Source organism: Kribbella sp. NPDC003557 (genome assembly GCF_040610805.1).
Lineage (GTDB): Bacteria > Actinomycetota > Actinomycetes > Propionibacteriales > Kribbellaceae > Kribbella.
The window spans coordinates 366501-389079 of record NZ_JBEXMY010000008.1; the positions used below are offsets into that span (position 1 = coordinate 366501).

At 68.1% G+C, this 22579-nt stretch carries 20 protein-coding genes; 11 read left to right on the forward strand and 9 right to left on the reverse strand.

Translation table 11 applies throughout. The features are described 5' to 3' along the window. Window positions 1–123: 123 nt before the first annotated feature. From ABZW60_RS33330 to ABZW60_RS33340, 3 genes are all read left to right on the forward strand, one after another. Window positions 124–2799: a hypothetical protein gene (locus ABZW60_RS33330; protein ID WP_355483661.1), complete on the forward strand. Its 2676-nt coding sequence runs from the start codon at window positions 124–126 to the stop codon at window positions 2797–2799. A gap of 67 nt (window positions 2800–2866) precedes the next feature. Next, the gene (gene miaB, locus ABZW60_RS33335; protein WP_355483663.1) at window positions 2867–4339 is read left to right on the forward strand and encodes a tRNA (N6-isopentenyl adenosine(37)-C2)-methylthiotransferase MiaB; all 1473 of its coding nucleotides are present in this window, start codon (window positions 2867–2869) and stop codon (window positions 4337–4339) included. Then, window positions 4336–4998 carry a phosphotransferase gene (locus ABZW60_RS33340; protein ID WP_355483664.1) on the forward strand — a complete coding sequence of 221 codons (663 nt, stop codon included), beginning with the start codon at window positions 4336–4338 and terminating at the stop codon, window positions 4996–4998. Before miaB ends, ABZW60_RS33340 begins: the two co-directional genes overlap by 4 nt. A gap of 4 nt (window positions 4999–5002) precedes the next feature. Here the strand turns inward: ABZW60_RS33340 and ABZW60_RS33345 are convergent, their stop codons facing one another. The 7 genes from ABZW60_RS33345 to ABZW60_RS33375 form a co-directional block, all read right to left on the reverse strand. After that, window positions 5003–6811, reverse strand: a complete 1809-nt coding sequence (locus ABZW60_RS33345) for a LamG-like jellyroll fold domain-containing protein (protein WP_355483666.1) — start codon at window positions 6809–6811, stop codon at window positions 5003–5005. Between the two features lie 64 nt (window positions 6812–6875). After that, entirely contained in the window at window positions 6876–7328 is a 453-nt protein-coding gene (locus ABZW60_RS33350) for an NUDIX domain-containing protein (protein ID WP_355483668.1), read from the reverse strand. A gap of 586 nt (window positions 7329–7914) precedes the next feature. Further along, on the reverse strand, window positions 7915–10329 hold the full coding sequence (locus ABZW60_RS33355) for a hypothetical protein (RefSeq protein WP_355483671.1): 2415 nt from the start codon (window positions 10327–10329) through the stop codon (window positions 7915–7917). A 543-nt stretch (window positions 10330–10872) separates the two neighbouring features. After that, window positions 10873–11451, reverse strand: a complete 579-nt coding sequence (locus ABZW60_RS33360) for a GNAT family N-acetyltransferase (RefSeq protein ID WP_355483673.1) — start codon at window positions 11449–11451, stop codon at window positions 10873–10875. Between the two features lie 44 nt (window positions 11452–11495). Next, on the reverse strand, window positions 11496–12242 hold the full coding sequence (locus ABZW60_RS33365; RefSeq protein ID WP_355483675.1) for an MBL fold metallo-hydrolase: 747 nt from the start codon (window positions 12240–12242) through the stop codon (window positions 11496–11498). 64 nt (window positions 12243–12306) lie between these two features. Then, window positions 12307–12549 (reverse strand): antitoxin, encoded by a 243-nt coding sequence (locus ABZW60_RS33370; protein WP_355483677.1) that lies wholly within the window; start codon window positions 12547–12549, stop codon window positions 12307–12309. Window positions 12550–12675: 126 nt separating this feature from the next. Further along, window positions 12676–12921 (reverse strand): hypothetical protein, encoded by a 246-nt coding sequence (locus tag ABZW60_RS33375; RefSeq protein ID WP_355483679.1) that lies wholly within the window; start codon window positions 12919–12921, stop codon window positions 12676–12678. Between the two features lie 121 nt (window positions 12922–13042). On the opposite strand from ABZW60_RS33375, the gene miaA reads away from it, so the two are divergent. The 4 genes from miaA to ggt all read left to right on the forward strand — a co-directional run bounded on the left by miaA (window position 13043) and on the right by ggt (window position 17117). After that, window positions 13043–14032 (forward strand): tRNA (adenosine(37)-N6)-dimethylallyltransferase MiaA, encoded by a 990-nt coding sequence (miaA, locus tag ABZW60_RS33380; RefSeq protein WP_355483681.1) that lies wholly within the window; start codon window positions 13043–13045, stop codon window positions 14030–14032. After that, window positions 14019–14522, forward strand: a complete 504-nt coding sequence (locus ABZW60_RS33385) for a SigE family RNA polymerase sigma factor (RefSeq protein ID WP_355483683.1) — start codon at window positions 14019–14021, stop codon at window positions 14520–14522. Before miaA ends, ABZW60_RS33385 begins: the two co-directional genes overlap by 14 nt. Window positions 14523–14529: 7 nt before the next feature. Beyond that, a complete protein-coding gene (locus tag ABZW60_RS33390) occupies window positions 14530–15231 on the forward strand; it encodes a hypothetical protein (RefSeq protein WP_355483685.1) in 702 nt (233 codons plus the stop codon). Window positions 15232–15311: 80 nt separating this feature from the next. After that, complete coding sequence (ggt, locus tag ABZW60_RS33395; protein WP_355483687.1) at window positions 15312–17117, forward strand: gamma-glutamyltransferase; 1806 nt, start codon at window positions 15312–15314, stop codon at window positions 17115–17117. On the opposite strand, the gene ABZW60_RS33400 is transcribed toward ggt, so the two are convergent. Then, entirely contained in the window at window positions 17109–18191 is a 1083-nt protein-coding gene (locus ABZW60_RS33400; RefSeq protein WP_355483689.1) for a M20/M25/M40 family metallo-hydrolase, read from the reverse strand. The genes ggt and ABZW60_RS33400 overlap by 9 nt on opposite strands. 69 nt (window positions 18192–18260) lie before the next feature. Here ABZW60_RS33400 and ABZW60_RS33405 point away from each other — a divergent pair, with 69 nt between their 5' ends. Genes ABZW60_RS33405 through ABZW60_RS33420 form a run of 4 tightly spaced genes read left to right on the forward strand, consistent with a single transcriptional unit; the run spans window position 18261 to window position 22235 of the window. Then, window positions 18261–18923 (forward strand): hypothetical protein, encoded by a 663-nt coding sequence (locus ABZW60_RS33405; RefSeq protein WP_355483691.1) that lies wholly within the window; start codon window positions 18261–18263, stop codon window positions 18921–18923. Next, on the forward strand, window positions 18916–19560 hold the full coding sequence (locus ABZW60_RS33410; RefSeq protein ID WP_355483697.1) for an SIS domain-containing protein: 645 nt from the start codon (window positions 18916–18918) through the stop codon (window positions 19558–19560). Before ABZW60_RS33405 ends, ABZW60_RS33410 begins: the two co-directional genes overlap by 8 nt. Beyond that, a complete protein-coding gene (menC, locus tag ABZW60_RS33415; RefSeq protein ID WP_355483699.1) occupies window positions 19550–20680 on the forward strand; it encodes an o-succinylbenzoate synthase in 1131 nt (376 codons plus the stop codon). The genes ABZW60_RS33410 and menC overlap by 11 nt, the downstream gene beginning before the upstream one ends. 4 nt (window positions 20681–20684) lie before the next feature. Further along, window positions 20685–22235 (forward strand): amidohydrolase family protein, encoded by a 1551-nt coding sequence (locus ABZW60_RS33420; protein WP_355483701.1) that lies wholly within the window; start codon window positions 20685–20687, stop codon window positions 22233–22235. 74 nt (window positions 22236–22309) lie between these two features. On the opposite strand, the gene ABZW60_RS33425 is transcribed toward ABZW60_RS33420, so the two are convergent. Continuing rightward, a complete protein-coding gene (locus ABZW60_RS33425; protein WP_355483703.1) occupies window positions 22310–22579 on the reverse strand; it encodes a hypothetical protein in 270 nt (89 codons plus the stop codon).

Consider the following 22579-nt stretch of genomic DNA (forward strand, 5'->3'; position numbering starts at 1 on the left):
CGGAGGACGATCACTTCCACGCCTGCGGACGGGGACGTATGGTCCCTGCGGCCCTCGCACGACAGGGCTACGGGAGCGCCGCCACGGGACGGCGACCCGCCAAGAACCACACCGGAGTGCGTCATGCGGATCTCGCTGACCAAACGCAGTCGTCAAGTCATCGCCGGCGGGCTGGGAACCGCCCTCGTCGCCGCCGGGATCGGCGCCTACGCCGGCCGCTACGAGCTGAAGGAAGAGTGGCTCAAACATCAGTGGGCCGGGCGGCACTACAACGCCGCCGTGATGGAGAAGGCGCTGATGATCGCCGGCGGGAATCCCGCCGAGATGCAGAGCGAGTCGAAGGAAGCGTTCACGATCGCCGACGAGTTCGAGCAGGCGCGGACCGCGCCGGGCGGCATCGTCGCGCCGGGCGCCTACTCGGCCGCCTTCGCCCAGCTCACTGCCCTGCCGCACACCGCCGGTGCGTGGCGTGAGGTCACCAAGGTGCCGTACGACGCCGACGACGCCCGGTACCGCGACTGGTACTCGAACTCCAGCGGCGGCGCGGGTTACGTCACGGGCCGGATCACCGGTCTCGCCGCCGACAACGCCAACCACGTCTACGCGGCCGGCGCGAACGGCGGCGTGTGGCGCTCCAGCACCGGCGGCGGCAACTGGACACCGCTCAGCGACACGCTGCCGTCCCTGAGCGGCGGCGACCTGCAGCTCGCCGGTGACGGCTCGCTCTGGTACGCGACCGGCGAGGCGAACACCGGCGGTACGTCGTACGTCGGATCGGGCGTCTACCGCCTCGCGAATCCCACGACCGGCACGTACGCGCCGACCGACCGCGTCGGCGGCAAGGAACTGGAGTCGACGACTGTCGGCCGGCTGCGCTGGGGCGGCGGGCAGGTGTTCGCGGCGACCAACCGCGGCGTCTGGTACCACGACGCGTCGACGAACGCCGGCGCCTGGAAGGTCGCGTTCTACCCGAACCCGGACTTCATGCCCGAGATCAAGGACGACGCCGGCAACGTCCTGGTGCCGGCCGGCAGCCAGACCGGGGGCGCGACGGATGCGGCGTACAAGAACATCGTCAACGACATCGCGATCGACCCGAAGAACCCCAAGCATGTGATCGCCGCGATCGGCTGGCGGTCGGGTGACACCTACAACGGGTTCTACGAGACCAACGACTACACCGCCGGTCCGTCGAGCTGGAAGCGGCTCGATGTCGTGCTGGGCGGTATCAAGAACAGCACCGACGTCGGCTACACGACGTTCGCGTTCAGCAAGACCGGCGATCGGCTGTACGCGATGGTGCAGCAGCCGAGCAAGATCAACGGCAGCACGAGCCTGGCGGGCATCTTCGTCTCCAAGACCGGCAGCCCGTCGGGTCCGTGGAACAAGATCGCCGACCCGCAGATCCTGCACAACAGCGGCTCCGCCCTGGACCGCAAGGGGTACGCCGTCGGCGTCCAGGCCTGGTACAACCAGTTCCTCGCCGTGGATCCGGCCAACGCCGACCATGTCTGGGCCGGGCTGGAGGAAGTGTTCGAGACGACCGACGCCGGCGCCCATTGGGCCACGGTCGGGCCGTACTGGAACTTCGGCTTCCCCTGCTGGAACATCGACGACTCCAAGAACACCTGTCCGATGGCACCGCACTCCGACCAGCACTCGGTCGCGGTCGGCACGTCGGGCGGCAAGCCGGTCGTCTTCGTCGGCAACGACGGCGGCATCTACCAGCGGCCGGTCAACGGTCAGGTCAACGCCAACAAGAACGGCACCGACTGGAAGTCGCTGACCACCGACGGGTCGATGGACGCCTTGCAGTACTACTCGGTGTCGGTCGGCAAGGACACCAAGAACGGCGGCGTCGTGGTGTCCGGCGGTCTGCAGGACAACGGGGTCTCGAACCTGTTCGCGGTCCAGCCGAACGGCAGCAACGGCGACTCCAAGATGGGCTCCAACTTCGGCGGCGACGGCGGCGACGGAGCGGCCGATCCGCAGAACGGCTGCAACCAGCTGCAGGAATACGTCGCTCTGGCGGTCAAGATCACCAACAACTGCGCACTGAACAAGGGTGCGCTGAGTGAGGCCGACGCGAGCTCGTGGAGTCTGGACCCGGGGGACCCGAGCCCGCGCTTCATCGCTCCGATCGCGATCGACTCCGCGAACTCGAACGGCTTCATCGCCGGTGGTCAGTACGTCTACACGTCCACCAAGGGCTGGGGCATGCGCAGCGCGTCCGAGTGGACGAAGGCGTTCGACCTCGGGGCGGGGCACTCGGCGACGGCGGTCGCGATGCGCGGCGGCGTCGGCTGGGTGAGCTGGTGCGGTCCCTGCAACAACACGGGCTTCGCGCGTGGTCTGGCCACCAATGCCGGCGGCAGCTGGCACCAGGTGACCTTGCCCTCGGAGTTCCCGAACCGGTACCTCGCGGGCGTCGGCATCGACCCGGCCAACGGCGCGCACGCGTACGTCGCCGTCAACGGCTTCTCGCGCCGCTTCACCGAAGGGCCGGGTGCGGGTGTCGGTCACGTGTACGAGACCAAGGACGGCGGCAGCACCTGGTCGGACATCTCGGCGAACCTGCCGGACGTTCCGACGAGCGCCGTCAAGCAGCTGGCGAACGGAGCGCTCGTGGTCGGATCGGACCTGGCCACGTTCTACCGGGCGCCGGGCGCGACGAACTGGCAGGTGCTGGGCACCGGCCTGCCGACCACCACGGTGATGGACATCGAGTCCGGCCCCGACGGCAACATCTATGCCGCCACCCACGGTCGCGGCATCTGGAGCGTCACTCCACCGGCCTGACCCGCGGACCGGCGACGGCCCACCCCCGCACGGGGGTGGGCCGTCTCACGTACTCTTGGTGGCTGTCATGCGTACTTATGAGGTCCGCACCTACGGGTGCCAGATGAATGTCCATGACTCCGAGCGGCTGCGCGGGCTGCTGGAGGACGCGGGCTACGTCCGCGCGCCCGAGGGTGACGAGGCCGACGTGGTGGTCTTCAACACCTGCGCGGTCCGGGAGAACGCCGACAACAAGCTCTACGGCAACCTCGGTCACCTGGCGCCGGTGAAGGCCCGCAAGCCCGGCATGCAGATCGCCGTCGGCGGCTGCCTGGCGCAGAAGGACAAGGCGTCCATCACGCGGAAGGCGCCGTGGGTGGACGTGGTCTTCGGGACCCACAACATCGGCTCGCTGCCGGTGCTGCTGGAGCGGGCCCGGATCGAGCAGGAGTCGCAGGTCGAGATCCTCGAGTCGCTCGAGGTGTTCCCGTCGACGCTGCCGACCCGGCGCGAGTCGCCGTACTCGGCCTGGGTGTCGGTGAGCGTGGGCTGCAACAACACCTGCACGTTCTGCATCGTGCCGGCGCTGCGCGGCCGGGAGAAGGACCGCCGGCCGGGCGAGATCCTCTCCGAGGTCGAGGCGCTGGTCGGCGAGGGCGTGCTCGAGGTGACGCTGCTCGGCCAGAACGTGAACTCCTACGGCGTCGAGTTCGGCGACCGGTACGCGTTCTCGAAGCTGCTCCGGGCCTGTGGGGAGATCGACGGGCTGGAGCGTGTCCGGTTCACCTCGCCGCACCCGCGCGACTTCACCGCGGACGTCATCGAGGCGATGGCCGGGACGCCGAACGTGATGCCCTCGCTGCACATGCCGCTGCAGTCCGGCTCGGACACCGTGCTGAAGGCGATGCGCCGGTCGTACCGGCGGGACCGCTACCTGAAGATCATCGAGGACGTGCGCGCGGCGATGCCGGACGCGGCGATCACCACCGACATCATCGTCGGGTTCCCGGGGGAGACCGAGGAGGACTTCCAGGGCACGCTCGACGTGGTCCGGCAGGCCCGGTTCGCGGGCGCGTTCACCTTCCAGTACTCCAAGCGTCCCGGGACGCCGGCCGAGTCGATGGACCACCAGGTCCCGCGCGACGTCGTCCAGGATCGGTACGAGCGTCTCGTCGCCCTGCAGGACGACATGGCCTGGGCCGAGAACAAGCTGGTCGTCGGCCGGTCCGTCGAGGTGCTCGTGGCCGAGGGGGAGGGGCGCAAGGACGCCGCCACCCACCGGCTCAGCGGTCGCGCCGCGGACAACCGGCTCGTCCACTTCGCCGTGCCGGACGGCGCCGAGACGCCGCGACCGGGTGACATGGCAACGGTCGAGGTCACGTACGCCGCGCCGCACCACCTGGTCGCGGACGTGTTCGGCGGCGTCCGCCGGACCCGTGCCGGCGACGCCTGGGAGCGGGCGCAGGACGCGCCGGCCGCTGCGCCGGGCGTGATGCTCGGGATGCCGACGCTCGGCGCGAAGCCGATGGAGCCGGCAGTGGGCGGCTGCCAGGCCGGATGAACCTGCCGGCCGACGCGGAGCCGTTCGCCTTCGGCAGGGACGCCGACATCTACGCGATCGACGACGACTGGGTGCTGCGGCGGTACCGCAACGGTCACCCGGTCCGTGACGAGGCCGACTTCATGCGGCACGTCGCGCAGCACGGGTACCCGGTGCCCGCGGTCCGCGACGTCGACGGCGCGGACATGGTCATCCAGCGGCTCGACGGGCCGACGCTCGGCGACGCCGCGATGGCGGGGGAGCTCAGCGCCACCGAGATCGGCCGGATCCACGCCGACCTGCACCACCGGCTGCAGGCCGTCCCGGCCCCCAGCGGTACGCCGGGGCGCGTCGTCGTGCACGGCGACCTGCATCCGCTGAACGTGATCTCCACCGCGGGCGGCCCGGTCGTCATCGACTGGCGCAACGCGGAGGAGGGCACCCCGGCCTTCGACGTCGCGATGACCGCGATCATCTTCGCCCAGGTCGCCCTCGACCCGTCGTACGAGAACTTCAGCGACCTGCTCCGCGACGCACTGGCGACGTACCTCGCCAACTCGATCGACCCGACCCCCGGGCTCCCCGAGGCGCTGCGCCGACGCGGCAACAACCGCACACTGACATCCGCCGAGCTCGCCCTGCTGCCCGCTCAGGAAGCCCTGATCCGCTCACACCTCTAGGCCTCTAAGCGTTGAGGAACTGCGACGGCTTGAGTGGGCGGGTGACGATGCGGAGTTCGCCGATGTGTCCGGCGAAGCCCTGGTCGACGGTGTTGGCGTAGTGGCCCGCGCCGACCAGCCAGGGTTTGCCGGTGGCGGCGAGGCCGTTGGACGGGGTCGCCGGGTTGCGGAGCAGCTCTGAGGAGTCGACGTACACGACGCTGTGCCGGCCGTCGTTCACGATCGCCAGGTGGAACCACTCGCCGGCGCGCTGCTCGTGGCCCCAGTTGGTGAACGTCTCGTCGCGATCCACCGGGTACACCGCCCACTGCACCTGCAGACCGCCCGAGAACCCGAGCTTCGCGGCCGGCTCGTCCGGGTCGCTGCCCGTCTTGCCCGCGTCGCGTCCGGTGCCGAGCCGCGTGAACAGCCCTTCCCACGCGTGGTCCTGCCCGTCGGCGGCGAGCTTCACGAACGCCTCGATCGTGTAGCCGCTCGCGAACGTCATCGCGTTCAGCGGGGCGCCGTCCGGCGTCCTCAGGTACCCGCCGCGGGCCGGGTTCTTGCCGCCGGGGAACAGCCAGCTCGCGTGGCCCGGCTGATCCGGGTGGTACTCCGCCGATGCCGTCGGCAGGTCGTTGCTGAGCTGCACGCGGGTCAGGTCGTTGCCGTGGCCCGACTGGTCGAGCACCGTGTCCGCGACCGGCCCGTCGAAGCGCCAGTACGCCGCCGTACCGGGGATGACGAGCTGCTTGGCCGGACGCGCCGGCCGGACCGGCTCCGGAGCGAACCCGGCGAACCGCTCCGCGAAGTCGATCGGCACGCTGAACCGGTCGACGTCGTCGCTCAGCTCGATCTCCGCCTCGGCCAGCTCGTTCCGCCGGGCCGGGTCCTGCGCCAGGATCCACGGCGCGATCGTCTCGACGTCGATCGTGTTCCGGGCCAGGTCGAAGTGGTAGAGCCGGACCATGCCCGAGCCGCCGTAGTACCGGTCCTGGTAGTTCGTGATGTGCAGGTGCACGTCGTTGCCGGCGGCATTCTTCCGGGTGACGCGGCCGGGCGGCCAGTAGTGGCCGTTGAGGGTGAGGAAGATCTGGTCGTTGCCGTCGACGAGCTGGTCCCAGACGCGGTTGCCGTGGTCGCTGAAGTACGCGACCGGGTTGCCGTGGTCGGCGTTCACCAGCTCGTGAATGGTGAGGATCACCGGCAGCTTCGGGTGCGCCTTGATCACGGCGCGGGCCCAGGCGAAGCTGGCGTCCGACGGGCGCCAGTCCATTGCCAATAGCAACCACTGCCGGCCGGCGGCGCGGAACACGTGGTAGGAGTTGTAGCCGTTCGGCGTCGATCCGCCGTACGTCGGCATCCACCGGAACCGGCGCGGGCCGAACGTGTCCAGGTACGGCGACGGGCCGCGGGTGTCGTCCTTCGAGCCGTCGATGTCGTGGTTGCCGGCCAGCACCGAGTACGGGAAGCGGGCGCGGTCGAGGAGGCCGAAGACCGGGTCGGCCTGGGCGAACTCGCTCGCCAGCGCGTTCTCCACCACGTCGCCGAGGTGCGCGACGAAGACGATGTTCTGCTCGCCGCGCTGGTCGATCAGGTACTTGAACGTCGCGGTGAGCGGCGCGGCGTCACCGCGGTCCTGGTCGAACTGGTACTGCGTGTCCGGCACGACCGCCAGCGTGAATCGCGGATGCTCCGTGTCGATCCTGCTGGTCCCGCTGCTTGCTGATGCGGTCGAGGCGCTCAGTACGCCGGGCGCTGCCACCGCGCCCGCCCCGAGTACGCCTGCCTGCAAGAGCCGACGCCGGCTCGTTCCGTCGTACCGCTCGTCCATCGCCCCACGCTCCTGTGCTCGCTGACACCGCAGCGAACCTCATGGCGTGGGCCCGGCGGTGAACTCAGGCGAAACCCTGGGCGATCACGGCGGGAAGCGCATCACCGGTCAGCGACGCGAGCACGCGCGCCTCGTGCGGGACGACGGGATCCGGCAGCTTGTCCAGCCGATACCACTCCAGGCCGGCCGCCTTGTCCGGTTCCATCAGCCGCGGCTCGCCTGTCCACTTCTCGGTCACGAAGAAGAAGTCGACCCGCTCGTCGATCGGATCGCCGTTGCCGCCGGTCCGGTGCATCGCCGTCAGCGGCACCAGATCCGCCGCGTCGACGTCGATCCCGACCTCTTCCTTGAGCTCCCGCACCGCGGCCGCCAGCACCGACTCACCCCGCTCCACGTGCCCGGCGGGAACCGCCCAATACCCGTCCATATAGCCGGTGTCGGCCCGCAGCAGCAACAACACCTCGTCCCCACGCCGAACAATCACATAAGCCGCCGGCACGACCACAAACCGATCCATACCCGCACCCTATTCACCCCCACCCACCCACTCCCACAGGACACCGCTCCGCGGCGACTGTCCTGTTGCCCGCCTCCGGCGGCACGGTCGGTGGCAAGTGTGGTGGGGCCCGCAGGAAGGACACCGCTTCGCGGTGACTGTCTTGTTGGCCGCCTCCGGCCGCGGCGCGGATTGTGCGGGCTGGAGGTTTGTGCTCGGCCGGGGAGGTGGGGGCTGCAAGTCGGGCACGCCTTCGGCGGCGTGGACTGGCGGGCGTGCAGCCTTGTGGCGGGTGGATTGGCGCGTTAGGAACTGCAGATCGGATGCCCCTTCGGCGCGGCTGCCTTGTTGGCCGACCTCGTCGGGCGAACTGCTCTGAGGTCCGGACATGTGCGACGGGCTGCTGCGCTGAGCGGCAGGCAAATCATGCCTTGGCTGCGCCCGCCGGATCGGGAGCTTCGCCGGGCGCGGACCGTGAGCACACCCATCTGAGTCCGCAAGAACCTCGTGCGGTGGCGGTTCGTGCAGACTCGACCCTGGGGAGGGTAGCCGGTTGGTAGCGCCGAATGGAACCGACGCCGGACTGTCGAGCGTCAACTGGTCGCCATTACGACATACCTGCCGCAATCGCGCTTGCACCGCCTGCGGCGTTCTCGTCCGAGCGTATGTCGGCTGAGGTCACACTGGACTTCCGTCTGGTCGGATATCCATCCCACATGGTCGAGTATTCGCTGGCAGCACTCGAGCGAAATCGCAAAATCTCGTTCGGCTCTGCGAATACCGCTGAAATCATTAGGTACTGCCTCATGCGGAGCCCGGGCAGCCTGAGCCAGTCGTATGACGACGGACGAGCGAATGCAATCTCCCGGCCACGCGGATCTGCCAACACGTAGATTCGGCGACTCCATTCGTCGCCGGTGTCGTTAAGGGGATGGAATAGCAGTCTGGTGAATCCGGCCTGTTCAAGTATGCGTACGGCCTCCTCTGCACCTGCGAGGCAGCTAATCAATCTCTCCAAGTCGGCCGTTGAGCGATTGAAGTGCAGTTGATCATTCCGGACGCCGTTCACATCTGCCGACACGAGGACTCTGCTCACATTACTTAGTATTGATAGAATATTCCGCTGCGAGCGCTCGGTAAGGTCTAGGAATGCCATGTCGTGAACAAAAGCGAATTTTTTCAGAGTGGTGTGCTTAACATATTCGGGAAGATCTGCGTCAGACCGCACGCACTCGGACGCCTTCGTTGTCATGTGTTCGAGATGGCGAGCAAGTATCTGAAACCCTCTACATAGAGGGTAGAGGGTGTTCTTCTCCGAGAAGCGAATGACTTCGGATTCCGATTCGCGCTCCTCTTCCGCTGTGTTGAGAATTTGGAATGCTGCGATCCTATCCACCTCGGAGCGATATCGATATGGGCGCGGAGAGGCAATATGGTCAGTCGTCAATGCCCACGTGACAAACGCTAGGCTGTCGTCAAGAAGTTCTTCTAGCATCACGAAGTAGTTGGATGCCAATGCCCTGATTGCCTCTTGATCGACGACTGCGCTGACGCCGGCTGTCTGAGTCACATGTTTCATCTTGTCGTGCAGCTGCCAGAATCTCGCATTTGAGTCTAGGTCGCGATCGGGGCTGAATCCGAGCTTCCAGAGCATTGCGCCAATCAAGTCCGCGTCGGTGGTGTACCTGTGCTCGTCGATCGAGAGATCTGTGCATGCGGCGATCATGTTGGTGCGCCGCGAAAGCACAAGCCTTCTAAGCACCTCCTCAGGCGTGCATGACCTCACGAACTCTGCGATCTTCAGCTGCAGAGTCTCACCTTCGACGCCGCGAAGTTGCCATTCGAGTTCCGAAGTATCTGCGCCTTCGTCCATTAGGTATAGCTGGTCAACGAGGCGACGTAGCCTTAACGGTCCGATTTGGGCGTGGATGCTATGGAATCGAGTTCCGTAATGAGAGATCTGCGGTTGCAGCCCGAATGATCCTGAAACGTAATTTTGGTTGACCATGGGAATCCGAAGTTCTTCTGCGGGAACTCGGATCGTGTTGGTCGCGATCAAACGATCGAGGGCGTCGATGATAGTCGCGTCCGGTGCCATCAAGATGAGCTGCATGCAATGTGCGCGCGTCAACTCGTCTTGTGCTCTGCCGGGGCCCGGGAAAATTCCAAGTTTGCCCACCTTTGCTCGGAAGTCATGATCCGCTCCGCCGGTCAGCAATCTAGCCAGCAGTGCATGGAGTTCTGTGACGGAGAGGCAGTCTCCGAGAAGGTAAATGAGGGTTGATGGGGATTTGTCATCATATGTGGTTCGCTGCAGGCCAGCGATCTCTGCGATGAAGTCACGCCAGGCTGATGGCTCTTCAGAGATGTCGCGCAATACCCGGTTGATCTTCGGGCGCTCGTCATTGACAGCGGCATTGTGATCGGTTGTTAGATAGCAAGGGTGAATTGACTGGCACGTAAGGTCGGCGCAGTGATACAGAGGAATCCGTGTCGTTGGCGCAATCCATCTAGCCTCTTGACCGAACTGCAAGCCGTAAGGTCCAGATATGATATCGCCCAACTGGAATACTCCGCGCGGGGTTGCGTCGAGTAGATTCAAGGTCTCTTCGTAGCTTAAGGAGTTTCGCTCTACCGGAAATATTCCTGCTGCCCGATCATATAACTCACGCCCATACATGAACGGATGCAGGATATCGCCGTCGACAATCTGTCGGTGAATCGATTGGTGTAGTGCGCCAAAGTCCGTCTTTTCAAGGTCAACGAGCATGTCGACATGCGCCGTCGCCAAGAAGCACATTATCGTGGCCTCCTTGGCTGGTACCTGATGCTTGGTAATTAGTGTCTGCCGAATGGCGATACCGTCGCTCGTGAGGACAATAGAGTTGTTCAACGAATCCGGGATCTTGTAGTCCTTGCGAAGTATGCAATCTTCTAGGAAATTGACGTAATACGAGGTTAGGAGCAATCTGCGCCGCCACTCGTTGTCTGGATACTTGCCTTCGAGTTCTTCCTTGGTCATTCGTTCAGATCGCACGTATGCCCTCCCCAGTGCTTGGCGGATTGGCGCCGACGTCTGACGGACGGCGCCGGTGAGCCAGCCATACCTGACTTGAGGGATTAGGCGTCTGTAGGACTTCGACGCCCGCGCATGCAGGATTGAACGCCAATGCAATTGGCGTCATGACTCACCCCCAACCTCGAGCCCCCTCAAGATCGCACGATCGTAACGATGAGTGATGTGTGCTGACTAGCCCACGGTGGTCTACTTATCGCACCACGTTACGTTTGACTGCGTTGAGTAGCAGACTCATCACCGATGGTGCCGCTCGTTCCACCTCGACCGCATGTCTGGGCGAGAATCCAGCTTGATGTGTCCCGGACCAAGGAATCTTGACGCTCGCTTGCCACTCCAGCACGGTTGGTTGGTATGACATCGTCGCTCGGAGCGCAGACGCGGTGCCTGGCGTGAACGATCATCGACTTGACGCGGTGAGAGTCGAGCAGTGGTCGACAAGCCTTTGCCCGAGCGGTGGGCGGGCAGAGCGACATCCGGCGGCGGGACTCAGTTGCTCGGAGCTACGGTCTTGGTCATCACGCAGTGGTTCTTGCCTTTGGGGCGGTCGTAGGTGAAGCCGGCTTTTTCGAAGAGGGTGCGGGTGCCGTTGTAGAGGAAGGAGGCGGTGATCTTCTTGCCGCCCGTGTCCTGGGGATAGGCCTCGACGCGTCCGCCGCCGGACTGGGCTACCAGGGTCAGGGCGCCCTGGAGGGCGACGGACGAGACGCCTTGGCGGCGATAACTGCGGTCGGTGAAGAAGCAGGTCAGGCGGTAGTCCGGCAGTTGCCCCAGCCCGGCCTCGTACTCCTTGCGGTGGTAGATGTTCGGCAGCTCGGCCGGCGTCCCGTACTCGAGCCACCCGACCGCCCGCTCCCCGTCGAACACGAGCGCCGCATGCGCCCGCCCCTCCAGGACAAGGCGGTGCTTGAGGTCCCGGTTGCTCTCGGCCTCGAACGTCTTCTCGTCGTGCATCGTGTGGAAGTACGTGCACCAGCACCCACCCCACACCCCGTTGTGCCGTTCCGCGAGCGCCGCGAACCCGTCCCAGGTCTCAGGCGCCAACGCCCGTACCACCAGCTCGCCCATGAGCCGAGCGTACGACGCTATCCGGACGATCCTCGTCCGGAACGTCAGACGGTGTACGTCGTACCGGGGGAGGCGTACTCGATCGTCCCCGAAAACCTCTCGGCCGCGCGCGCAACTGCGACAGACGGCGTGAGCGAGCGGCCGACATGCGTGAGAATCAGACGCTTGGCGCGTGCCGCGGCCGCCGTGTCGCCGGCCTGCTCGGGAGTGTGGTGCGCCGGCTCCTCGGTGGAGGTGTCCGCCTCGCAGAGCAGTACGTCGCAGTCGGTCGCCAGGGCGGTCAAGCTGTCGCACGGTGCGCTGTCACCGGAGTACACAAGAGACCGCCCACCAGTCTCGACACGTACGGCGTACGCGGGCATGCCGTGCTCGACCGCGCGACTGGTGAGCCGGACCGAGCCGACGGCTGCAACCTGTCCGTCGTACAGCTCGATGATCTCGAACGCGGACTCGATAGGGCTCCGGGCCGGACCGTGGGTGAGGAAACCCGCGAGCCGGTCGGCGATCCCCGGCGGGCCGCACAGGGGGATCGGCGCGCGCAAGGTGACGTCGGCGTACAGCGCGCCGTAGTACGCCGTAAGCAGGTCGGCGCAGTGGTCCGCGTGCAGGTGCGAGATCCAGATCGCGTCGAGCTCGTCCAGCCGAGCGTGCCGCTGCAGCGGACCGAGTGTCCCGGTGCCCGCGTCCATCCAGATCCGCGTACCACCCGCTGCGACAAGGTATCCGGAGCATGGGTTGTCCGCCGCCGGGTAGGGCGTAGCGGAGCCGAGCACGGTGAACTGGAGACTCATGAGGAGAGCCTAGGCACGGCGAAGGGCCGCAAGCGGGGTGCTTGCGGCCCTTCGTGGGTGTGCTTCAGGCGGGGTTCTGCCGGTCGGGGATGTCGTCGTTCTGGCCGTCCAGGTTGTCCAACCCTTCCTTGGCCTTGTCGACTCCCGTGTCGATCTTGTCGCCGTACTTGCCGCCCGTCTTCTCGTCGACGAAGTCACCGGCCTTGTCCAGACCTTCACCGACCTTGTCGCCGTGGCTGTCGACCAGGTCGGTGGCCTTGTCCTTGAGGTCCTCGGCCTTGCCCTTGAACTTGTCGAAGATGCCCATCTCGGGGCTCCCATTCCTGCGTAGTTGAGTGCTTACAGACAGCTAGCGTGATCTTCGCACCCCGAACGCCGGAACTGTGGGATCTCCGCGAGCGCCGTACCCAAAACGATGCAGGACAGGAATCTACTACTCGACGTCCCCGCCGCTGTCCGTCGTGCCACCGCCGGACTCGACGTCGCCGCCCGACTCCACGTCGCCGCCGGAGTCGCCCCCCGGCTCGACGTCGCCGGCGCTGAACTCCACGTCCCCGCCGCTCTTGCGCGACTCGACGTCACCACCGCTGCGCTTCGCCGCGGACAGCTCGTCGGTCTCGTCCCCCAGGCCGAGCGCGTCCTTGGCCGCGTCCGACTCTTCCTCGAACGGATTCGTCACTTCGTTCCTCCCGTAGAAATGTTGCGAACTCCAGCGTTCCTACCGAACTTTCCGGGTCATCCACAAGACCGGTCCGTACCTCTTGGCGAACTCTTCAAGCCGGTGCTGCCAGACTGGAGCGATGTCTGCTCCCCTCGTCGTCGCGGTCGTCGGCCCCACCGCGGCCGGGAAATCCGACCTGGCCGTCGCCCTGTCGCAGCGCCTGGGCGGCGAGGTGGTGAACGCGGACGCCATGCAGGTGTACCGCGGCATGGACATCGGCACCGCCAAGATCGGTCCGGCCGAGCGCGCCGGCGTACCGCACCACCTGCTGGACATCCTCGACGTCACCGAGACGGCCACCGTCGCGGAGTTCCAGGAACTCGCCCGGCACGCGATCGACGACTGCATCGCGCGGACGCGGGTCCCGGTGCTGGCCGGCGGTTCGGCGCTCTACGTCCGCGCGATCCTCGACGACTTCGTGTTCCCCGGCACCGACCCGGCGGTCCGCGCCCGCCTCGAGGCCGAGCTCGAGGCCCGCGGCTCCGGGGCCCTGCACGCGGAGCTGCGACGGAAGGACCCGAAGGCCGCCGAGCAGATCCTGCCCAGCAACGGCCGCCGGATCGTCCGCGCGCTGGAGGTCATCGAGATCACCCACGGCCCGTACGTCGCGACGCTGCCCGAGCACCGCTACGTCTACGAGGGCGCGGTCCAGCTCGGTCTCGACGTGCCGCGGCCGGTTCTCGACGAGCGGATCGACCGCCGGGTGGACCGGATGTTCGACGCCGGATTCGTCGCCGAGGTGCGAGGTCTGCTGAACAAGGGTTTGATTGAAGGCAGGACTGCCAACCGTGCCCTCGGGTATTCGCAGGTGATCGCGTTGCTGAACGGTGAGATCGACGAAGCGCAGGCCCGGGAGCGGACCGCCCAGGCCACCCGAAGGTTCGCGCGCCGGCAGGACTCGTGGTTCCGGAAGGACCAGCGCATCACCTGGCTCCCGTACGACGCCGACGACCTGGTGGAGAAGGCACTCGAAGTGATAGCCCAAGGCAACCGCGAAGCCGCCCCCGGCGTAGTCGAGGTGACAACAGGCCCGGGCCAGGACACTGGGGCCGTCGATGCGAGGGGGTGACCGTGAGGCCGAGTTCCGTGAGTACCTGCTCGCGGACCGCTCGAGGCTGATGCGCACGGCGTTGCTGCTCACCGCGGGGGATGTGCACACCGCCGAAGATCTGGTCCAGACCGCGTGCACCCGGGTGTACGTGCACTGGCACCGGATCAAGCACGAAGGCGCGGGCCCGTATGCGCACCGCATCCTGGTCAACGCCTTCCTCGACGAGCGCCGCCGGGCCGGCCGCCACCCGGAGGTGGTGACGGCGGAGGCGGTCGAACCACGACTGACCGATGTACCGGACCACGCGGACACCCTCGCCATCCGCGGCGCGTTGCTGGACCTCGCGCCGCGGCAGCGGGCCGTGCTGGTCCTGCGGTACTTCCAGGACCTCGATGTCGCCAGCTGCGCGCGGATCCTGGAGTGCACCGAGGGCACGGTGAAGAGCCAGACGGCCAAGGCGCTCAAGCGCCTGAAGGAACTGATGACGGAAGAGACGGGGAGTAGCTGAGAGCGCAGTGGACGAGGTCAAGAAGTTACTGGAGGGGTTCGCGGACCGTGCCGCCGAAGGGCTGCCGGACGCGGACATCGACGCGGACGTCACCCGTGGCCGGCTCGCCCTGCGCAGGATCAAGCGCCGGCGCCGGGTCACCGGGGTGCTGTGCGTCGCCGCGGCGTCGGCCCTCGTGCTCGCGATCGGCAACCAGGTGAAGTGGTGGGGCAACGGCAGCGAGGTGGCCGGCGGCCCCAGCGGCACGAGCGGCACTGTCGAGCCGAAGACGTCGGCGGCGAGTCCCGCGACGGCACCGGCCGTGACGCCCGAGTCGAGCGAGACGTTCTCGGCGTTCGGCGCGCCGGTCGTCGAGCTGGTGGCGAACAAGCAGCCCTGGAGCACGATCACCTGCTCGCTGGCGCCGAAGGGCTGGAGCGCCGAGACTCCGATCGCGGCCAACCTGGTCGTGCTGTCGCAGCCGGAGATGCGGACCACGGACAGCGCTGCCAAGGTGGTCCTGCAGGCCGCGCCGCAGGCCCGCAGCCTGTCGCAGGTCCGTGTCGCCGACGCGAGCGGCAAGACCTTCCACATCGGCACCCTCGACGGCCGCCTGAGCGGTCAGGTGAAGCTCGCCGACCAGTGGCTCCTGGTCGAGCTTCCGGCGGGCACGGTCGAGTGGCCGGACGACGTCCTGCGCCGGTTCATGAACTCCTGCACCGTCGACTAGGCGCGCCACAACTGGCGCCGGACCCGCACGTGAGATAGGCAGGGCATGTCCCTGTCCCCGAGTCCGTGTGGGGGAAGTTCGTGAAGAAGCTAGTCGCAACCCTGTCCGCAGGCACTCTGATCCTGACTGCCTTCACCGCAACAACGACCACCGCCGGTGCGCAAGCCCCGACCAGACAGCCGACCTCGATCGGGTACGGCGGCGCCGTGTCGTCCGTCGACCCCGACGCGACGAACATCGGCCTCGACGTCCTTCGCCGCGGTGGGAACGCCGTCGACGCGGCCGTCGCGACCGCGGCGGCTCTCGGTGTCACCGAGCCGTACTCGGCCGGTATCGGCGGCGGCGGGTATTTCGTGTACTACAACGCCAAGTCGCACAAGGTGTACACGATCGACGGCCGGGAGACCGCGCCGGCGACGATGCCGTCGAACGCGTTCGTCAACCCCGCGACGGGCCAGGCGTATCCGTTCGCGCAGCTCGTGACGTCGGGTGTGTCGATCGGCGTACCGGGAACGCTCGCGACGTGGGACCGGGCCCTGAAGCAGTGGGGTTCGCTGTCCCTCGGCAAGGCGCTGAAGCCGGCTGCGGATCTGGCCGACCACGGTTTCGTGGTGGACCCGACGTTCCGTCTGCAGACGCTGGAGAACAAGGACCGCTTCGCGCAGGTCGTGCCGACCGCCAAGCTGTTCCTGCCGAACGGTGACGCGCCGCAGGTCGGCTCGCTGTTCAAGAACCCCGAGCTCGCGGACACCTACCAGCTGATCGGCCAGCAGGGTCCGTCGGCGTTCTACACGGGACCGCTCGCCGGTGAGATGGCGGCCGTCGCCAAGAACCCGCCGAAGACCGCGAACGCCACGCTGCCGTTCTTCCCCGGCTACCTGCAGACCAGCGACCTCGCCGCGTACAAGACCATCGACCGCAAGCCGACCAAGGTCAGGTACGACGGCCTGGACATCTACGGCATGCCGCCGTCGTCCTCGGGCGGCAGCACCGTCGGCGAGGCGCTGAACATCCTGCAGCCGCAACACCTGCGGCAGCAGTCGACGACGCAGGCGCTGCACACGTACCTCGAGGCGTCCGCACTGGCCTTCGCGGACCGCGGCGCGTACGTCGGCGACCCGGCGTACGTCGACGTACCGCTGAAGGAGCTGTTGTCGAAGGGGTTCGGGGCCGAGCGGTCCTGCCTGATCGACCCACAGAAGGCGGCGACCAAGCCGGTGCAGCCGGGCTCGCCGGACGGTGACTACGCGCGCTGCGGCAAGAGCAGCGCCGTCGACGAGCGCCCGGACACCGAGGGACGCTCGACGACGCACATGGTCGCGGCCGACAAGTGGGGCAACGTGGTGTCGTACACGTTGACGATCGAGCAGACCGGCGGCAGCGGGATCACCGTGCCGGGGCGCGGCTTCCTGCTGAACAACGAGCTCACCGACTTCTCCGCCGTACCGGACGCGAAGGACCCGAACCGGGTCGAGGCCGGGAAGCGGCCGCGGTCGTCGATGTCGCCGACGATCGTGCTGCGCGGCGGGCGGCCGTACATCGCGCTCGGTTCGCCGGGCGGCTCGACCATCATCACGACCGTCCTGCAGACGCTGACGAACCGGCTCGACCGCGGCATGACGCTGCCGCAGGCGATCGCGGCGCCGCGGGCGGCGCAGCGCAACACCGCCTCGGTGACCGCGGAGCAGGCGTTCATCGACCGGTACGGCGCGGCGCTGGCGCCGTACGGCCACACGTTCACACCGGCCGGTGCGCCGGGGAGTTCGGCCGCCGAGATCGGCGCGGTCGCGGCACTGGAGTTCCTGCCCGGCGGCGCGATCCTCGCGGCCGCCGAACCGGCCCGGCGCGGTGGGGGAGCGGCCGGAACGGCGTGGCCCCTAAAGTGAGGTGATGATCGCGGCGACCAGGCCGGCCCGCTCGGCCAGGGTCGCCGCGATGATCTGTTCGTGGACGGCGTGGGCGCCCTTGCCGAGCGGGCCCAGGCCGTCCAGCGTTGGGATCCCCAACCACCCGGTCAGGTTGGTGTCGGCCGCGCCGGATGCGGCCGCACCGCCGACCTCCTGGCCGACGGACCGTCCGGCCGCGGCCACCTTCGCCAGTAGCTCGTCTGTCGCGGGTGACGGCTGCCAGGCAGGCCGGTTCGACATCACCCGCACCGTCAGCTGAGCGTCCCGTACCGGCTGCAAGGTCGCGACGGCCTGCAGCACCGACTCCTCGGTCGACGGGTCGACGAACCGGAACCCGATGTCGGCCGACGCCGATCCCGGGACGACGTTCGTGCGCCCGCCGCCCGCGATCGTGCCGACGTTGCACAGCACATGGTCGTGCCCGGCGACGATCCGCCGGACGGCGACCAGTTGGTCGACGAGCTCGTCGATCGCGGACACGCCGCTCGACGGGTCGAGAGCGGCATGCGCCTCGCGGCCGGTGACCTGGATCCGGACCCGCGTGCTGCCCCAGCGGGACGTCTTCAGGTCGCCGTTCGGGTGCGGCGGCTCGAACCCGAAGGCGGCGTACACGCCCGCGGCCTCAGCCGTCACCAGCTCGCGCGCCGACGGCGAGCCGATCTCCTCGTCCGCGACGACCACGACCCGCAGCGGGCGGTGGTCGCGGCCGGCGACCTGCTCCAGGGCCGTCTCGAGAACGACCAGGCCGCCCTTCATGTCGAACACACCGGGGCCGTGGATGATCCCGTCGGCCTCGCGCCACGGCATCGCGTCGCGCAGTTGCCCGATCGGCCAGACGGTGTCGTGATGCGCGAGGAAGAGCAGTGGCGCCTCGCCGGCGCGCCCGGGGAAGTCGGCCACCAAGTGGTCGCCGGTCGGCGCCGGCACCCGCCGGACGGTCCCGCCGAGCTCCGCGTACCGCTGCGCCAGCCGGTCGGCGAACGCGTCCAGCGCGGCGGCGTCACCGGTCGGGGTCTCGGTGCCGACGTACTCCCTGAGTCGCTCGATGCTCATGGATAGTCAACGTATCATCATCCGATCGGCGGTTGACCAGCGTGGATCAGGCGGGGATAGGATCCGGATATGAATCGTATCTCTGAGGTGAGCTTCCGCGCGGTCTCGCTCACCACGGCGGCGAGGTTCGCCGAGGCCTCGACGCTGTACCGCGAGGTCTTCGGCTACCTCGACCCGGCGTACGGGCTGAATCCGCGGCTGCTCGGCGCGCTGGCGAGCAACGGCGGTTCGGTCGTCGGCATCCTCGACGAGAACGACTTGCTGGTCGCGTTCGCGTACGGCTTCTGCGGCACCGACCGGCGCGGCTTCTACCACTACTCGCAGTCGGCCGTGGTCGCCGCGGACCAGCAGGGCCACGGCCTCGGCCGGATGCTCAAACACGCCCAGCGCGAAGTTGCCCTCAGCCACGGGATGTCGCGGATGCGCTGGACCTACGACCCGGCGCAGATCCGCAACGCGCACTTCAACCTCGACGTCCTCGGCGCCCGCGGTCGCTGGTTCGCCCCCGACATGTACGGTCCGGGCACCGATCGCGTGATCGTCGAGTGGGACCTCACCCGCGAGCAGCCCACTGTCCCGGCCGCCCTGACCGAGCTGATCGTGCCGGCGGACGCGGGCGACCTGCGGCGATCGTTCGAGGAGCTGCTGGCGAAGGGACTCGTCGCCGTCTCGTGCCGCCGGCTCCCGGACGGCACCGGCGCCTACTACTTCGGACCGGCCGACGATGCCTGACGACCCGCTGAACCGCGAACTCGCCAGCCCCCACGAGCGGTACGACGCCCGGCTGCAACGGCGCTCGTCGACGCTGCTGCAGCGCCGGGTCGTCGAGCAGGAGCGCGCCTCGATCGACGAGGCCCTGGACCAGATCCTCACCGACGAGTCGATCGCCCAGGCCGCGGCCCGGATCGTCGCCGCCCGCCGGCGGTTCATCATCGGCTCCGCGAAGTCGTACTCGTACGCGTCGCTGCTCGCGTTCGACCTCGGCGTCGGGCTGTCCCAGGTGACGCTGGTCGACGGCACCGTGGTGCGCGGTGTCGACGTGCTGTCCGACGTCCGGTCCAACGACCTGATGGTCGCGTTCTCCTTCCGCCGGTACCGCCGCGACACCGTCGAGATCGCCCGCCGGTTCGTCGAGGCCGGTGGTGAACTCGTCGCGGTCACCGACTTCGAGGACGCGCCGCTGGCGAAGCTGGCCGACCAGTGCATCTACGTCGCGACCGGCAGCGCGTCGTACGTCGACTCGCCGACCGTCGTCGCATCGGTGCTGCACGTCCTCGCGACGCTGACCACGGCGAGCGCGAAGGGCGCCCGCCGACGGCTGGTCGAGCGCGACCGGCTGAACACGGAGCTGGGGTTGTATGTCAACTGACCTGAAGATCGTCGCCGCCCGGCTGCACCGGGTCCGGATGCCACTGGTGCACGAGTTCCAGACCAGCTCGCACCGCAAGGCGTACCTCGACCACATCCTGGTCGAGCTGGAGGACGCGTCGGGCGCGGTCGGCTGGGGCGAGATCGCGTCGTCCTCCGATCCGTACTACGCGCCGGAAACCGTCGAGTCCTGCTGGCACATCGCCTCGACGTACCTGCTGCCCGCCGTCCTGGATCGTCCGTGGTCGCGCCCTGGCGACCTGGCCGGCCTGTGGTCGAAGGTCCGCGGCAACCAGTTCGCCAAGGCCGGCGTGGATACGGCCGCCTGGGTCCTGTGGGCTGAGACCCGCCAGCTGCCTCTCGCGACAGCTCTGGGCGGCTCACGGACCGAGGTCGTGGCGGGCGTCTCGCTGGGCATCGAGCCGACGATCGACGAGCTGCTGACCCAGGTCCAGCAGCAGGTCGACGCCGGGTACCCGAGGGTCAAGCTGAAGATCGCCCCCGGCTGGGACGTGGAGCCGGTCCGGGCCGTGCGTACGGCGTACCCGGAGCTCGACCTGCACGTGGACGCGAACGGCATCTACGGGGCGGACGACATCCAGCAGCTGCGCAAGCTCGACGAGCACCGGCTGACGATGATCGAGCAGCCCTTCGCGCCGCGGGACCTGCTCACGCACGCCGAGCTGCAACGCACGATCAGCACGCCGGTCTGCCTCGACGAGAGCGTGGAGACCGTCGACGACCTGGAGACCGCGCTCGCGCTAGGAGCGCTGCAGGTCCTCAACATCAAGGTGTCCCGGATGGGTGGGCTGACCCCAGCGCGTGAAGCGCACGACCGGGCGCGCGACGCCGGGCTCCCCGTCTGGTGCGGCGGCATGCACGAGTTCGGCGTCGGCCGGCTCGCGAACGTCGCGCTCTCCGCTCTCCCCGGGTTCACCCTCCCATCGGATGTGTCCGCCTCGGAGAAGTACTACGCCCGGGATGTCGTCGTACCCGCCGTGACCGCGGTCCGGGGCGTCGTCCAGGTGCCCGAGGCAACTGGTCTCGGGCAGGCCGTGGACCGCGAGCTGATCGCCGCCAACACGGTCGCCGAGCTGTCCCTCGGGCCGGAACAGGAGTGATTCGATGCGCGTGGCCCTGATGGCACTGACCGGCGGTCTGGTCGCGGACGGCACCGGCGCCGAGCTCAGGCCCGGCACGGTGCTGGTCGACGGGGAGCGCATCAGCGCGGTGCTGCCACCCGGCGAACCGGTCGCCGGCGCGGAGGTCATCGATGCCACAGGCAACATTGTGGCACCGGGGTTCGTCGACCTGCACTCGCACGCGGACTTCAGTCTCGGGTCGAGTCCGGCGGCCGAGTCGCAGCTCACCCAGGGCGTCACCACACTCGTCGCCGGGAACTGCGGCTGGTCGCCGTTCCCGATCACCGATCTCGAGATCCTGCGGGCGGGGACGGCGTTCCTCGGACCGAAACACGACTGGTCCTGGCGCGACCTGGCCGGCTTCGCGACGACGCTGGAGCCGGCCGTGAACCTCGCGCTGCAGGTCGGCCACTGCACACTGCGGATCGCCGCGATGGGCAGCGCGCAGCGACCGCCGTCGCCGTCCGAGCTCCGGACGATGCAGGACCTGCTGCGAGCAGCCGCCGACCAGGGCGCCGTCGGCTTCTCCACCGGCCTGATCTACGCACCGGGCACCTACGCCTCACCGGAAGAGGTGGCCGCGCTCGTCGGAACCGCCGCGGAGTGCGGGCTGCTCTACTCCACCCATATCCGCAACGAGGGCGCCGGTCTGCTCGCCGCACTGGACGAGGCGATCGCGGCTGCGCGGGCGGGTGGCGCACGGCTGGAGGTCTCCCACCTCAAAGCCGTTGGCAAGGCCAACCACGGCCTCGTCGCTGCGGCCCTGGACCACCTGGACCAGGTCGGCGACGTCGATCTCGGCTGGGACGCGTACCCGTACACCGCCACCAGCACGACACTCACCACCAGGCTCCCGACCTGGGCCCTGGCCGGTGGCGAACTGCTCGACCGGCTCGCCGATCCGTCCGAGCGCGCGCGGATCGCGCACGCCCTGCGCACCGACGCGCTGCTCTCGCCGGACTCGGTCGTGATCGCCTCACTGCCCCCGGGCCGCTACGAGGACAGCCGCGGCCTCAGCCTCACCGAGATCGCCCGGCGTGATGGGGTGGACGCCGCCGAGATCGTGCTCCGCATCCTGGAATCACACGAGGCCGCAGTCAGCGTCGTGAACCATGCGATGAGCGAGGACGACGTGACGACAGTGATCGAGCATCCACGGACCGCTGTCGCCAGCGACGGCTGGATCATGGACGCGGCCGGGCCGGGCCACCCGCATCCCCGCAACTTCGGCACCTTCCCGCGCGTCCTCGGCCACTACGCCCGCGACCGGGGCGTGCTCAGCCTTCCCGAGGCGATCCGCCGGATGACCTCGCTCCCGGCCTCCCGCCTCGGCTGGTCCGACCGCGGCGTGATCAAACCCGGCGCGATCGCCGACCTGGTCGTCCTCGACGCTGCGCAGATCGCCGACAAGTCGACGTACGACGACCCCTGGCAGCTGTCAGTCGGCGTGGAGCACGTCCTCGTCGCCGGCCAACCGGCCTTCACCAACGGCGCGCCCACCGGCCGCCGGGCCGGTCGGATCCTCGGCAGCTGAACAGTACGTACATGGCGCCTACATAGTGCACTTGAGCGTGATCGTGTCCGCGCGTACACCGTCTCGCCGGTGCTCTACCTGTCGAGACGCTTGAACCGCTTCGGCCCGTCCGGCAGCGGGGGAGGAGCTGCCGGGCCGTCGTCCGCATCGGTCTCCAGCCAGCCGTCGTGCTCAGCCAGCAACGCATCCAGCGCGGGCCGATCGACATCCTCCAGGACGACGACCCACGGGTGATCCTCGTCGTCGTCCTCGCCGTGGAACCGCCCGCGCCGCACGTCCCCGCCGAGCCGTCCGGCGACCGCGGCGGCATCGTCCCGCTCCCAGAAGTACGCGATCAGCTGCAC